The organism is Nocardia sp. NPDC055053, assembly GCF_053608285.1.
The window spans coordinates 84,991-98,237 of record NZ_JBSGVD010000020.1 but is presented as its reverse complement, the minus strand read 5'-3'; the positions used below and the strand labels follow the sequence as shown (position 1 = coordinate 98,237).

The window sequence follows — 13,247 nt, the reverse complement described above, 5'->3', positions numbered from 1 at the left end:
GGCCTACAGCTTGACGATCGACGTCAGCGGGTAATCGCCCTGGTGCTCGCGGCCCTTCAGGAACTCCAGTTCCAGCACGACAGCGGCCGCGACAACCTCGGCGCCGACCTCCTTGAACAGCGCGGCCGCGGCGGCGAGGGTGCCGCCGGTGGCGAGCACGTCGTCGAGCAGCAGGATGCGCTTGCCCTCCAGTTCGACCCCGTCGGCCGGGATCTCCAGTGCGGCGGAACCGTATTCGAGCTGGTACTCGCGCGACACCACCGGCGGCGGCAGCTTGCCGCCCTTGCGGATGGCCAGCACGCCGGTGCCAAGCGTCGCGGCGACGCCGGCACCGAGCAGGAAGCCACGCGCGTCGACACCCGCGACGAGATCGGCGTCGGGGGCCACGGCGGCGAAGCAGTCGATGACCGCCCGGAAGCCCTCGGCGTCGGCGAACACCGGGGTCAGATCGGCGAAACGCACTCCCGGCGTGGGGAAGTCGTCGTGCCAGCGGGTCAGCCGCGACACCGCGTCGGCGGCCCTGCTGGTCCGCTCACTGACCTGGTCGTCGGATTCGACCACCGCGTGCTTGCTCATCGACACCTCTCCGTCACGGTCACGTCCCGCGTGACTGCCACCACTACTCATCGCTGCAACACCCAGCGATCCATGTTCCAGCCGGTACCGGCTTGCGTCGGCCCGGCGATCCCGTTCTGCATGCCGGTGCCGAAGGCGATGGTGCGCGGCGTCGCGAACAACGGAATGCTCGGCAGCTGCGCCCACAGCAGGTTCTCGGCCTCGGTCAGCAGGTTCAGCGTGAAGGTCGAGTTGGCCTCTCCCGCAAGCTGATCGGTGATCGCATCGTAGCGACCGTTAGCAAAGCCACCGACATTGAGGCCGCTACCGGTCCGCAACGCCGCGAACGCCGCGACGCCGGTGGTCGATCCGGCAGGGCCGGGAACTGCGGCGGTGCCGCCGAGCACCGCGTCGACCGCACCCTCGGACAGCCGGACAGGGGTGAAATCCGGTGCGCCCGCGTCGACCACGCTGATGCCGGCACCACGGCAGGAATCGGCAATCATCGCCACCGTCTTGGCTCGGCGCGCGTCCGGCGCCAGGTAACCGATCCGGACGGTCGGCTGCGCGGCGCGCGCCGAGGCCAGGGTCGCGGTGGCCGCCGGGATGTCGGCGCCCTTGTAGCGGTCGGCGGCACCGATCACCGCCGGGTAGTACAGCGAATCCTGCTGCACCACATGGGCGTTCAACGGCCCGGCACCGAGCCCGCTCGGCGGTACCTCCCCCGCCTTGCCGAGCGTGTCGAACAGCGCCTGCCGTGGCACACACTGAGCGAACGCGCGGCGTACCTCCGGCGCACCGAAGACGCCGTCGGTGGCGAGCACGAGCTGTTCGGCGCCGCGGCTCGCGACCGTCCGCTCCGCGAAACCGTCGAGCTTCAGGTCCGACACCGACCCGGCGCCCAGGTCGACGACGCCGAGCGCGTTCTCCTTCGCCTTGGCGGCGTAGTCGGTGCCCTTGGGCCACACCACGATCCGGCTGGTCGCGGGCGCGCTCCCCCACCACTTCTCGTTGGCGACGAGTACCAAACCGTCCTTCACGCTGAAGGATTCGATCCGGTACGGCCCCGAGGACGGGAACTTGGTGAGGTCGAGCCCACCCGGCTTCATCGCCCAGCCGGAGTTCCAGAAGTCGGCGATCCGGCCGAGCACGGCGCCGTCGCCGGTCTGCAGCGCGTTCACCACGTTCGGCACACCGACCGCCTGCGCCACCACGTGCGCCGGCATGAGCTCGGCCGCGGTGAACAGGGTCCGCCAGGGCAGGTAGTGCCTGCCGGGACGGAACACCACGGTGGCGTCCTTGGAGCCCGGCTGGCAGTCGACCCGTTCGATGTCGGCGTAGCCCACGGTGCTCGCCGCGTCGAACAGCGGGACCGGGCCGCGGTCGCCAGGGCGGGTGAACCGGCCCGAGCGCGCCGACCAGGCCAGCACCAGATCGTCGCAGGAGGTGTGCACCCCGTCGGAGTACACCCCGTCCGGGTTGAGCCGGTACTGCACGGTCTGCGTCTCGCCCGGCACCTCCTTCGCGGTGCCCGCGTCGGTGTCGGCGACCTGCTGGCCGTCGGGTCCGGTGTAGAAGAACCCGGTCAGCACCCGCCCGAACACCGCGGCGGCGCCGCTGCTCGCCCCGAGCGTGCTGCCGCCGTTGTAGCTGGCGACCGCCGCGTCGACGGCGTACCCGATGGAGGGCACCTGGTTCTTGCTCGAGCATCCGGCCACCAGGCCGGTGGTGACGGCCGCCGTGGCCAGCACGGTGATCAGCCGAATCGTGCCGCGTCGCATGATGAGACCCCCTGCTGTCGCCGTCAGTTCCTTCGCTTGTGCCGCTTCCCGCTGGGTCGCGCACCGGGCCGCGGCGCCGACGCGTCGGCCGGTCGCGGGCCACGGGTGGCGCCCGCGGCCACCGGCACCCGGGGGCTCACGCCGCCACCGGCCCGCTTGGCGAGCACCTTCTTGGTGTGCGCGGCCACCGGACCCCAGCGTTCCTTGATCGACACCAGCACCGGGACGGCGAGGAAGATCGAGGAGTAGGCACCGACGATCATGCCGACCAGCTGCACCAGCGCGAGGTCCTTCAGCGTGCCGACGCCGAGCAGCCACACCGCGATCACCAGCATGCCGATGATCGGCAGGATGCCGATGACGGTGGTGCTGATCGAGCGCATCAGGGTCTGGTTGGCGGCGAGGTTGGCCTGTTCGGCATAGGTGCGCTTGTTCAGGTGCAGCACGCCACGGGTGTTCTCCTCGACCTTGTCGAAGACGACCACGTTGTCGTAGAGCACGTAACCCAGAATCGTGAGCAGACCGATCACCGCGGCCGGGGTCACCTCGAACCCGACCAGCGAATAGATGCCCGCCGTGACGATGAGGTTGAAGAACAGCGACACGATCGCCGCGATCGACATGTCCCGCTCGAAGCGGATCGCGATGTAGATCATCGTGAGCGCGACGAACACCGCCAGCGCGATCAGGGCCTTCTGGGTGATCTGCCCGCCCCAGGTCTCGCTGATCTCGGCGATGCTGATGGCGTTGCGGCTGACCTGACCGTTGGAGTCCTTCGGCTGGAACGCCTCGAACAGCGCGGTCTGGATCTGCTCGGTCTGGGTCGCGTCGAGGGTTTCCGAGCGCACCTGGATGGTGGCGGCCTCGCCGGAGCCGACCTTCTGCACCGTCACCGGTCCGTGGCCGAGCGTCTGGGAGTAGACGTCTTCCACCTGCTGCGTGCTGACGTTGTCGGCCGCGGGGATCTGGATGCGCGAGCCGCCCTCGAAGTCGATGCCGAGGGTGAAGCCGCGCACCGCGATGCTGAGCAGCGAGATCAGCAGCAGCGCCGCGGACAGCGCGTAGAAGAACTTGCGCCGGTTGACGATCCGGAATCCGCCGGTGCCGGTGTAGAGGCGTTCGAAGAACCCGTGCTTCGGGCCCTGCGACGGCTCGGCCTTGTCCAGGTACACCGTGTCCTCGGTGGGATGGGTGTTGCTCATCGTGACATCTCCTTCGGCCGAGCCTGGCCCGCACCGCGTTCCCTGGCGATCTGCTGCACCGAGCCGAGACCGTTCACCGACGGTTTCGCCCAGAACGGCGAGCGCGCGGCGAGCATCATCAGCGGTGCGGTGACCAGGTAGAGCACGATCACGTCGAGGACGGTGGTGATACCGAGGGTGAAGGCGAAGCCCTTCACCTGACCGGCGGCGAGCAGGTACAGCACGACCGAGGCGATCAGGCTGACGGTCTTACCGGACAGGTTGGTGCGCTGCGCCCTGGCCCAGCCACGCGGCACCGCGGAGCGGAAGCTGCGGCCCTCGCGCATCTCGTCCTTGATGCGTTCGAAGAACACGACGAACGAGTCGGCGGTGAGGCCGATACCGATGATCAGACCGGCGATACCGGCCAGATCGAGGGTGAAGCCGATCCAGCGCCCGAGCAGCACGATGATGCCGTAGACGGCGGCACCGGCGGCGAGCAGCGAGAACCCGGCCAGCAGGCCGAGCATGCGGTACACCAGCAGGCAGTACAGCAGCACCGCGATCAGGCCGACCGCGCCTGCCAGCAGACCCGCCTTCAGCGAGGACAGCCCGAGCGTGGCCGAGACCGTCTCGGCTTCCGAGGTCTGGAACGACAGCGGCAGCGAACCGTACTTCAGCGTGTTGGCCAGCTCGGCCGCGCTGTCGGCGGTGAAGCTGCCCGAGATCGAGGTGCGCCCGCCCAGCTGGGGACCCTGCTGCACCTGCGGGGCACTGACCACCTTCGAGTCGAGCACGAAGGCGACCCGCTTGTAGACGTATTCCTTGGTCAGGTCGGCCCAGGCATCCTCGCCGGCGGACTTGAACTGCAGGTTCACCTCGTGCCGGGCCTGCTGGGCGTTCAGGCCGGAGGTCGCGTCGGCGATCTCCTGGCCGTCGATACGGCTCGGGCCGAGCAGGAACACCTCGGTGCCGTCCTGCGAGCAGGTGACCAGCGGCAGCGCCGGGTCGTCGTTGCCCGCCAGCGGGTCGGGCTTGGTGCAGTCCATGCTCGCCAGGGCGACCTGCTGCACGGCCTGATCGGTGCTCTGCCGCAGCGCCTTGGCGTCGGCGATCTCCTTGGCCTGCTGCTGCTGGATGCTGCCGCCACCGGGGGTGGGGGTCGGCGTCGGCGGCGCCTGCGCCGGGAACACCCGCGACTGCGGGGCCGGGGTGGTCGGCTCGCCCGCCGCGGGGGCGGTGGTCTCGGCGGGCGCCGGACTGTCGGTCGCCGGGGTCTGCGGGGCGCCGGGCTGGGTCGGGGGCACCTGGGCGCCACCGGCCTGCGGCTGGGTGGCCGCCAGCACCGGACGGATGTAGAGCTTGGCGGTGGTGGCCAGCGCGCGGGCCTGCTGGCTTTCCTCGCCGGGCACCGTGATGACGATGTTGTCGCCGTCGATGACCACTTCGGAGCCGGAGACGCCGAGACCGTTGACCCGGTTCTCGATGATCTCCTGGGCCTTCTTCAGGCTGTCCTGGCTCGGCCTGCTGCCGTCGGGGGTGCGCGCGGTCAAGGTGACGCGGGTGCCGCCCTGCAGGTCGATACCGAGCTTGGGCGTGGGGGAATGATCACCGGTGAAGAACACCAGCGCGTAGATCACGGCCAGCAGCGCGGCGTAGACGCCGAGCAGCCGGAACGGATGCGCCGATCCCTGGGAAGGTGGCACAGCAGGTCATCTCCTAGGCGGAAGTCGAGGTCGGAACGGTGGGCACGGCGGTGCCCGCGCCGGGTGCGCGACGCGGAGCGCGCGCACCGGCGATGACGGGAGTGATCAGTCCTTGGTCAGCCGGGTCTCGGTCTGATCCGCGGACTCCTCGACGGGGGCGTCGGTCGCGGCGGTGGCTTCCTCGGCCGCCTGCTCCTCGGCACGCACCTCACGGATCGCCTGGCGCAGCCAGGTGGTCACGACCTCCTCGGCGATCTCCAGGTCGACGGTGGTGTCGTCGAGGTCTACGACGGTGCCGTACAGGCCCGACGTGGTGATGACCTGGTCACCGACCTTCAGACCCTCCTGCATGCTCGAGACCTTCTCGGCCTCCCGCTTCTGTTTGCGGATACCGAAGAACATCGGCACGAGCAGGGCGAGGATCAGCAGCGGAAACAGGAAGTCCATCGTCGAAGTCAGTCCCTAGTCAGTGGTGGACGTGCAAGTACGCCTGACAGTCTGCCAGTTCCCCGCCGCGGCGACACACCGGACACCGACGCGCGAGGGAAAACGGCCCCGGTCCGCGATGACGCGAACCGGGGCCGGGTGGTGCGCCGCGGCCGCTCAGGCGCGGCCGTAGGTGTAGTCGTCGAGGGGGAAGGTGACCGCCTCGCGGTGCGCGTTGGCGGTGCTGGTCGGGCGCAGCAGCGCCGCTTCACCGTGCTGGTTGAAGTAGTAGCTGCGCGCGGTGGCACAGTCGCCGCCGTAGAAGACCGAACTGCCCAGCTTGCCGGTGACCCGGTCGAGGAACTCGGCGTTGGCCCGCTCGGTGACCTCGAAGGTCCGCTCCCCGCGCCGGAACAGCTCGGTGAACAACCTGCCCATGTGCTTCATCTGGGCCTCGATGGTGGTGAAGTAGGACAGCCCGCTGTAGGAATAGGGGCTGTTGAGGCTGAGGAAGTTGGGGAACTTGGGCACGGTGATGCCCTCGTAGGCCTGGAAACGGTTGTCGCGCCAGAACTTTCCGAGATTCACCCCGTCGCGGCCGACGATCTCGATGGCCGGGAAGTTCACGTCCCACAGGTTGAAGCCGGTGGCCAGCAGCAGGGTGTCGATCTCGGTCTTGTGCCCGTCGGCGGTGACGATGCCGTCGGGTTCGACATGGTCGATCGAGTTCGTCTCCAGCCGCACGTGCGGTGCGTTGAACGTCTTGAAGTACTGGTTGGAGAAGGTCGGGCGCTTACAGCCGAAGTCGTAGTGCGGGGTGAGCTTGGCCCTGGTGTCCTTGTCGCGGACCTGCGCGAACAGGTGCGCCTTGGCCAGCGCGGCGGCCGCCTTGTTCAGCGGTTTGGCCTGCGCGTAGTGCAGCACGCCGACGACCATCAGCGCCTCGAGCATGCCCGTGTTGACCAGCCGGGCCGCCTTCTGGGTGAGCGGCAGCTTGGCGAACATCTCCTGGACGACGCCGGGGATCGGGGCGTCGACCTTGGGCACCACCCAGATGGGCGTGCGCTGGAAGACGGTCAGCGCGTCGACCTTCTTGGCCACCTCGGGCACGAGCTGGACCGCGGTGGCGCCGGTGCCGATGATGGCGGCCTTGCGACCGGTCAGGTCGTAGCCGGCGTCCCAGTCGGTGGTGTGGATGATCTTGCCCGCGAAGGACTCGATGCCGGGGAACGGCGGGGTGTAGGGCTGGGACAGGAAACCCGTCGCCGCGAGCAGGTAGCGCGCCGTGAGGGTCTGCCCGCCGGCGATCGAGACCACCCACTGCTGGTTGTCCTCGTCCCAGCGAGCACCGTCGACGGTGGTGCCGAACCGCATCCGCCTGCGCAGGTCGTACTTGTCGGCGACGTGCTCGGCGTACTTCTTGAGCTCGGCGCCGGGGGCGAACAGCCGGGTCCAGTGCGGATTCGGCTCGAAGGAGTAGGAGTAGGTGACCGAGGCGATGTCGACCGCGAGGCCGGGATACCGATTCACATGCCAGGTACCGCCGAGGTCGTCCTCGCGCTCCAGAATCACGAAGTCACGCAGTCCGAGCCGGTCGAGCTCGATACCGGCGCCCATGCCGCCGAATCCTGCCCCGACCACGACCGCGTCCAACTGAGGTGCCACGCCGAACCTCCACATACATCAGGTGTCTGTTACAGAATGACACATCATTCCGTCGGTGGCGATGGGGGTGGTGGTGGCGGGCATCGCGCACGGCATGCGAACCCCCGGATCCAGCGCTGATGACGGTGTACAGTCACGCGATACGGCGGCTGTTCATCGACGGCGTCCGAGTTGCCGCGCGATGACGAAAACCCGTGGGATAGAAGGGCAATCCTGACACAATGACGGCTGTGACGCCCGACGACGTGAGCCGCACCCACTTCGCCATGCCGACCCTGGGACATCGCGGCTACCACGCGGAGGAAGTCGACGCGTTCCTGGAACTGGTCTCGGCCACCCTCGACGGACAGGGCGTCCTCACCGCCGACGACATCCGTCACGTGCATTTCGGCGCACCGCGTTTCGGCGGCCGCGGCTATCAGGCCGATCAGGTCGACGACTTCCTCGACCGGGTCAGGACCGAACTCGAATACCGCCAGAAGGGCGGCGCCCCGGTGCCGGCGGCCCGGCTCGGCGACGATGTCGCCGAGATGCTCACCCCCGACGACGTGCACCGCATGCGGTTCAGCCAGTCGGCGGTAGGCAGGCGCGGATACCACGAGGAAGAGGTCGACGCGTTCCTCGATCTGGTCGCCGCGACGCTGGCCCACAACGGTCCGGGCAGCCTGACCTCGGAAGACGTGCGCGGCGTCCGGTTCACCGACACCCGGCTGGGCACCCGCGGGTACTCCCGCGAGGAAGTGGACGCGTTCATCGATCTGGTGATCACCGCGCTCGAGCACGCCGAGCACAGGCACTGAGCGGTTCTCGGCCGCCTCGATCTGGACTGACCAGAGGGTGCGACGAAGGAGTGCCCGGCGGGAGGGAAGATCGAGGGAACAGGCCGAGAACCCGCGGCACCAGCCGCCGACGATACTGCTCAGCCCTGGATGCTGTGCAGTTCGGCTTCGCGCAGGTCGTCGGGGAAGACGTAGCGCCGGAACGCCCAGAAGCGGAACGCCATCGCCAGCAGCACGCCGAGAATCTGCCCGGACACGAAGTTGGCGACCGCCTGCACCACCGGATCCACGTGCGGCACACGCAGATTCAGCACGTACAGCGAGATCGCCTGCGGAATCATGGTGACGCCGATGCCGAGGGCGCTGATCGTGAAGAACAGCGCGGCCTCGTGACTGCGCTGCCTGCCGCCGCGGGTGCGGAAGGACCATTCGCGGTTGAGGATGTAGGAGGCGATCGTCGCGATCAGCGCGCCGAGCAACCGCGCGGTCAGCGGCTTGTCGCCGAGCACGGTCAGCTTCACCGCGTACACGACGCCGGTGTCGATGAACCAGGTGATCCCGCCGACCACCGCGAACTTCAGGAGCTCCCGATGCTTCAGGAGCAGGGAACGCAACGGCTCGGGAAGGCGCTGCACCACCGCATGGACTGCCACAGGGCCGACAGTAGACGACGATCCGGCACCGTGCCCGCCCGGTGTCGCCCGGCTCAGTCGAGCAGATCCATGCTCGGGTGTGGTTCGCGGCCACGCACTTCGATGGCGCCGATGACCAGATCCGGCGGCGGCACCAGCCCGAGGTGCTCCCACGCGGCGGCGGTGGCGACCCGGCCGCGCGGTGTGCGGGCGACCAGTCCGGCGCGCACCAGGAACGGTTCGCACACCTCTTCCACGGTGGCCGCTTCCTCGCCGACGGCGACCGCGAGCGTGGACACACCCACCGGTCCCCCGCCGAAACCGCGCACCAGCGCGCCGAGGACGGCACGGTCGAGCCGGTCGAGGCCGAGCGCGTCGACGTCGTAGACCTCGAGCGCCGCCATCGCGATCGGATGGGTGATCACGCCGTCTGCCCTGACCTCGGCGAAGTCGCGCACGCGGCGCAGCAGGCGGTTGGCGATGCGTGGCGTGCCGCGCGAGCGTCCGGCCACCTCGGCGGCGGCGTCGTGGTCGATCCGCACGCCGAGGATGCGGGCCGAGCGCTGCAGGATCCGCAGCAGTTCGCCGGGTTCGTAGAAATCCATGTGACCGGTGAAGCCGAAGCGGTCGCGCAGCGGGCCGGTGAGCGCGCCCGACCTGGTGGTCGCGCCGACCAGGGTGAAGGGAGCGATGTCGAGCGGGATCGAGGTGGCGCCCGGACCCTTGCCGACCACCACGTCGACGCGGAAGTCCTCCATCGCCAGGTACAGCATCTCCTCGGCGGGGCGGGCCATCCGGTGGATCTCGTCGATGAACAGCACATCGCCTTCGACCAGGTTCGACAGCATGGCGGCGAGATCGCCCGCGCGTTCCAGGGCGGGTCCTGAGGTGATGCGCAGGGCGGTGCCGAGCTCGGCGGCGATGATCATCGCCATGCTGGTCTTGCCGAGGCCGGGCGGGCCCGACAGCAGGACATGGTCGGGAGTGGCGCCGCGCTGTTGAGCGCCGCGCAGCACCAGGGCGAGCTGTTCGCGGACCCGGGGCTGGCCGATGAAGTCGTCGAGCGAGGTGGGGCGCAGGCCGGTCTCGGCTTCGCCGTCGGAGTGCAGATACCGTGCGGTGAGCGCGGATTCGTCGGTCTCGAAGTCGTCGGTGCCGAAGTCGTCCATGACCTACCTGTTCTTACCGAGCAGGCCGAGGGCTGCGCGCAGGGCAACGGAGGTGGTGGCGGCGGGCTGGTCGGCCAGCACGGTGTCGACGGCCTGTTCGGCCTGTTTCGCGGGGAAACCGAGGCCGATGAGCGCCTCGGCGACCTGCTCGCGCACCGGCGTGACCGGGACCTGCGCACCGGGCGGGCCCGCTGGCACCGGCACCAGGTTCACCTTGTCGCGCAGTTCGACGACCATGCGTTCGGCACCGCGCTTGCCGATGCCGGGGACCCTGGTCAGCGCGGCGACATTGCTCTCGGCCAGCGCTTTCCGCAGCGCCTCGGGCTCGAGCACGGCCAGCACGGCCATCGCCAGCCGCGGGCCGACGCCGGAGACGGTCTGCAGCAGGCCGAACAGGTCGCGGGCCTCGGTGTCGGCGAAGCCGAACAGCGTCATCGAGTCCTCGCGCACGATCATCGCCGTGTACAGCCGGGCTTCCTCCCCGCGACTGAGCCCGGCCAGCGTCGCCGGCGTGACATTGAGCCGGTACCCGACCCCCGCGGCTTCGATCACCACATGGTCGAGCGCGATCTCGAGTACCTCGCCGCGTACCGACGCGATCACCCGCGCACCACCTTCCGTTGTTCGGCCAGCCGTTGTTCGTAGCGGCGGCGGACCTCGTCCGCCTGCGCTTGCGCGGCCGCCATCCGGTCCATCAGCGGCGCCCGCCAACAATGACAGATCGCCAGGGCGAGCGCGTCGGCGGCGTCGGCCGGTTTCGGGGCGACCTGCAACCCGAGAATCCGGGTCACCATGGCGGTGACCTGTGCCTTGTCGGCGGTGCCGTTGCCGGTGACCGCGGCCTTCACCTCACTGGGTGTGTGGAAGGCGACCTTGATCCCGCGCCGTGCCGCGGCCAGCGCGATCACGCCACCCGCCTGCGCCGTCCCCATCGCGGTTCGCACGTTGTGCTGGGCGAAGACTCGTTCGATGGCGACGGCCTCGGGACGGTGCGTATCCATCCACTCCTCGGCGGCATCGGCGACCGCCATCAGCCGCAGCGCCAGCTCCGCCTCCGGCGGTGTTCGCACCACCCCGACATCGAGCGCGACGACCTTACGCCCCGGCCCACTGTCCACCATGCTGAGCCCGCACCGGGTGAGCCCGGGATCGACGCCCATCACCCGCACCGGCAGCCCCTTCGAAGACACGAACAATTGTTCGAAAGTCTAGAGCATGCCGCCGCGGCCACCGCCCAGCGACACGAACGCCCCGGCGCGACCGCCGAGCCTGGACCCGATCCGGCTCCAGCGGTCGTTCGGCGTCGAGAACCTTTCCGTCACGCAGGATCCGGCAGCTCCGGCTAGGTCAGTGCCGCGAGGAAGACCGTGAGTGCCCGGTCGTCGAACAGGACGAATCGCACGTGCTCGACCGCGGTGCCGGCGGATCGGACGGTCTCGACGGCGATGCGGGCGCCGTCGTCCATCGGCCAGCCGAAGATGCCGGTGGAGATCGCGGGAAAGGCCACCGTCCGGGCGCCCAGTTCGTCTGCCACGCGCAGGGATTCGCGATAGCACGAGGCGAGCAGGTCCGAGCGGTCTTCGGTGGCAGACCACACCGGTCCGACGGTGTGGATCACCCAGCGCGCGGGCAGCCGTCCCGCGGTCGTCGCCACCGCCCGACCGGTCGCCAGGCCCTTCCCGTAGTGCGAGGCGCGCAGGTCACGGCACGCGGACAGGATCTCGGGCCCACCCTTGCGGTGGATCGCGCCGTCGACGCCGCCACCGCCGAGCAGCGAGGAGTTGGCGGCGTTGACCACCGCGTCCACCTGCTGTTCGGTGATGTCCCCGCGTACCGCCTCGATTCGTGTCATCGGCCCATTGTGCTGGCCGGGTCGTGCACGACACCACCGGATATCGCGGCGTACCGTCGACACCGTCGCCGATCGTCGCTCCACCCGAGCCGAGGAGAACCGCGCATGCCCACACCCACCGGCGAGGTCCTGCCGACATCCGACGGCCGGGATCTGGTGATCACCCGCTCCTTGGGTCTGCCGATCGAGGAGGTCTGGGCACGGTTGACCGATCCGCACCTGACCGTGGCCTGGTACGGCACCTGGGAGGGCGACGCGGGCACCGGCAACACCATCAGCGTGCAGATGCGGTTCGAGGAGGGCGAGCCGTGGACCGGGATGAACATCGACGACTGCACGCCGCCGATCCATCTCGCCCTATCCTCGACCGACCAGATCGGGGTGTGGCAGCTGGAGGTGACGCTGCTCGACACCGGGGCGGCCACCGAGGTGCGTCTGGTCCACCACCTCACCTCGGAGTACCAGCTGGCCGAGATCCCGCAGATCGGTCCGGGCTGGGAGTACTACGCGGACATGTTCGTCGCCGCCTGCACACACACCGAGCGACCGGACTTCGCCGACTACTACCCGGCCATGGCCGGCTACTACCAGCAGCGCGTGTCCTAGCCGAAACACGAACCGCCCCAGCCGATGTCACGGCCGGGGCGGTTGCGCGGTACTGCCTGATCTACTCGTCGTCGAGCTCGGCGGCGACCTCGTCGGAGATGTCGACGTTGGTGTAGACGTTCTGCACGTCGTCGCTGTCCTCGAGCGCGTCGACCAGCTTGAGCACCTTGCGGGCACCCTCGGCGTCGACCGCGACCGACACCGACGCCTGGAAGCCGGACTCGGCGGAGTCGTAGTCGATGCCCGCGGCCTGCAGTGCGCTGCGCACGGCGATCAGATCGCCGGGCTCGCTGATGATCTCGAAGGACTCACCCAGGTCGTTGACCTCTTCGGCGCCCGCGTCGAGAACGTGCTCGAGGATGTCGTCCTCGGACAGGCCGTTCTTGTCGAGGGTCACCACGCCCTTGCGGCCGAACAGGTACGACACCGAACCCGGGTCGGCCATGTTGCCGCCGTTGCGGGTCATCGCCACGCGGACCTCGCCCGCGGCGCGGTTGCGGTTGTCGGTGAGGCACTCGATCAGCACGGCGACACCGTTGGGGCCGTAGCCCTCGTACATGATCGTCTGCCAGTCGGCGCCGCCGGCTTCCTCGCCGCCGCCGCGCTTGCGGGCGCGCTCGATGTTGTCGTTGGGGACCGACGACTTCTTCGCCTTCTGGATGGCGTCGTACAGCGTCGGATTGCCCGCAGGGTCACTACCACCAGTGCGGGCCGCCACCTCGATGTTCTTGATCAGCTTGGCGAAGAGTTTGCCGCGCTTGGCGTCGATTCCCGCCTTCTTGTGCTTGGTGGTGGCCCATTTGGAGTGGCCGCTCATGCCCTACTTCCTTCAGGTCGGTTGCGCGTCTGCCCGGGCGGACAAGCTCGATCCAGCCTACTCGGACCGCGCACGACC

General features: G+C 69.2%; 14 protein-coding genes. 2 read left to right on the top strand and 12 right to left on the bottom strand.

From position 1 onward, the window contains the following. Positions 1-3 precede the first annotated feature (3 nt). The 6 genes from ACWF82_RS21535 to ACWF82_RS21510 all read right to left on the bottom strand — a co-directional run bounded on the left by ACWF82_RS21535 (position 4) and on the right by ACWF82_RS21510 (position 7,314). Positions 4-576 carry an adenine phosphoribosyltransferase gene (locus tag ACWF82_RS21535; RefSeq protein WP_378847008.1) on the bottom strand — a complete coding sequence of 191 codons (573 nt, stop codon included), beginning with the start codon at positions 574-576 and terminating at the stop codon, positions 4-6. A gap of 47 nt (positions 577-623) precedes the next feature. Further along, positions 624-2,336: an ABC transporter substrate-binding protein gene (locus tag ACWF82_RS21530; RefSeq protein ID WP_452503669.1), complete on the bottom strand. Its 1,713-nt coding sequence runs from the start codon at positions 2,334-2,336 to the stop codon at positions 624-626. A gap of 23 nt (positions 2,337-2,359) precedes the next feature. After that, on the bottom strand, positions 2,360-3,538 hold the full coding sequence (gene secF, locus ACWF82_RS21525) for a protein translocase subunit SecF (RefSeq protein ID WP_452503667.1): 1,179 nt from the start codon (positions 3,536-3,538) through the stop codon (positions 2,360-2,362). Next, complete coding sequence (gene secD, locus ACWF82_RS21520; protein ID WP_452503666.1) at positions 3,535-5,223, bottom strand: protein translocase subunit SecD; 1,689 nt, start codon at positions 5,221-5,223, stop codon at positions 3,535-3,537. The genes secF and secD overlap by 4 nt, the downstream gene beginning before the upstream one ends. Positions 5,224-5,328: 105 nt before the next feature. Beyond that, positions 5,329-5,670 (bottom strand): preprotein translocase subunit YajC, encoded by a 342-nt coding sequence (yajC, locus tag ACWF82_RS21515; RefSeq protein WP_452503664.1) that lies wholly within the window; start codon positions 5,668-5,670, stop codon positions 5,329-5,331. Positions 5,671-5,826: 156 nt separating this feature from the next. Next, complete coding sequence (locus ACWF82_RS21510; RefSeq protein WP_452503662.1) at positions 5,827-7,314, bottom strand: flavin-containing monooxygenase; 1,488 nt, start codon at positions 7,312-7,314, stop codon at positions 5,827-5,829. A gap of 221 nt (positions 7,315-7,535) precedes the next feature. On the opposite strand from ACWF82_RS21510, the gene ACWF82_RS21505 reads away from it, so the two are divergent. Continuing rightward, complete coding sequence (locus tag ACWF82_RS21505; protein ID WP_452503660.1) at positions 7,536-8,114, top strand: DivIVA domain-containing protein; 579 nt, start codon at positions 7,536-7,538, stop codon at positions 8,112-8,114. A 119-nt stretch (positions 8,115-8,233) separates the two neighbouring features. Here the strand turns inward: ACWF82_RS21505 and ACWF82_RS21500 are convergent, their stop codons facing one another. From ACWF82_RS21500 to ACWF82_RS21480, 5 genes are all read right to left on the bottom strand, one after another. Then, the gene (locus ACWF82_RS21500; RefSeq protein ID WP_379311299.1) at positions 8,234-8,746 is read right to left on the bottom strand and encodes a GtrA family protein; all 513 of its coding nucleotides are present in this window, start codon (positions 8,744-8,746) and stop codon (positions 8,234-8,236) included. Between the two features lie 53 nt (positions 8,747-8,799). Continuing rightward, positions 8,800-9,894, bottom strand: coding sequence for a Holliday junction branch migration DNA helicase RuvB (gene ruvB / locus ACWF82_RS21495; RefSeq protein WP_452503658.1), 1,095 nt, complete (start codon positions 9,892-9,894; stop codon positions 8,800-8,802). Between the two features lie 3 nt (positions 9,895-9,897). Continuing rightward, positions 9,898-10,497, bottom strand: a complete 600-nt coding sequence (ruvA, locus tag ACWF82_RS21490) for a Holliday junction branch migration protein RuvA (RefSeq protein WP_379032241.1) — start codon at positions 10,495-10,497, stop codon at positions 9,898-9,900. Continuing rightward, the gene (gene ruvC / locus ACWF82_RS21485) at positions 10,494-11,063 is read right to left on the bottom strand and encodes a crossover junction endodeoxyribonuclease RuvC (protein ID WP_189024891.1); all 570 of its coding nucleotides are present in this window, start codon (positions 11,061-11,063) and stop codon (positions 10,494-10,496) included. Before ruvC ends, ruvA begins: the two co-directional genes overlap by 4 nt. 173 nt (positions 11,064-11,236) lie before the next feature. Then, positions 11,237-11,746: an O-acetyl-ADP-ribose deacetylase gene (locus ACWF82_RS21480; protein WP_452503656.1), complete on the bottom strand. Its 510-nt coding sequence runs from the start codon at positions 11,744-11,746 to the stop codon at positions 11,237-11,239. A 105-nt stretch (positions 11,747-11,851) separates the two neighbouring features. On the opposite strand from ACWF82_RS21480, the gene ACWF82_RS21475 reads away from it, so the two are divergent. Continuing rightward, positions 11,852-12,352: an SRPBCC domain-containing protein gene (locus ACWF82_RS21475; protein WP_452503653.1), complete on the top strand. Its 501-nt coding sequence runs from the start codon at positions 11,852-11,854 to the stop codon at positions 12,350-12,352. Positions 12,353-12,413: 61 nt separating this feature from the next. Here ACWF82_RS21475 and ACWF82_RS21470 read toward each other — a convergent pair whose 3' ends face one another. Next, a complete protein-coding gene (locus tag ACWF82_RS21470; RefSeq protein ID WP_452503651.1) occupies positions 12,414-13,169 on the bottom strand; it encodes a YebC/PmpR family DNA-binding transcriptional regulator in 756 nt (251 codons plus the stop codon). Positions 13,170-13,247: the final 78 nt, after the last annotated feature.

What these genes read in the sequence shown, in the direction of transcription:
- yajC (WP_452503664.1), bottom strand. Translation starts at nt 5,670, where the DNA reads ATGGACTTCCTGTTTCCGCTGCTGATCCTCGCCCTGCTCGTGCCGATG.
- ruvB (WP_452503658.1), bottom strand. Translation starts at nt 9,894, where the DNA reads ATGGACGACTTCGGCACCGACGACTTCGAGACCGACGAATCCGCGCTC.
- ACWF82_RS21475 (WP_452503653.1), top strand. Translation starts at nt 11,852, where the DNA reads ATGCCCACACCCACCGGCGAGGTCCTGCCGACATCCGACGGCCGGGAT.
- secF (WP_452503667.1), bottom strand. Translation starts at nt 3,538, where the DNA reads ATGAGCAACACCCATCCCACCGAGGACACGGTGTACCTGGACAAGGCC.
- ACWF82_RS21505 (WP_452503660.1), top strand. Translation starts at nt 7,536, where the DNA reads ATGACGGCTGTGACGCCCGACGACGTGAGCCGCACCCACTTCGCCATG.
- ACWF82_RS21530 (WP_452503669.1), bottom strand. Translation starts at nt 2,336, where the DNA reads ATGCGACGCGGCACGATTCGGCTGATCACCGTGCTGGCCACGGCGGCC.
- ACWF82_RS21470 (WP_452503651.1), bottom strand. Translation starts at nt 13,169, where the DNA reads ATGAGCGGCCACTCCAAATGGGCCACCACCAAGCACAAGAAGGCGGGA.
- ACWF82_RS21480 (WP_452503656.1), bottom strand. Translation starts at nt 11,746, where the DNA reads ATGACACGAATCGAGGCGGTACGCGGGGACATCACCGAACAGCAGGTG.
- ACWF82_RS21535 (WP_378847008.1), bottom strand. Translation starts at nt 576, where the DNA reads ATGAGCAAGCACGCGGTGGTCGAATCCGACGACCAGGTCAGTGAGCGG.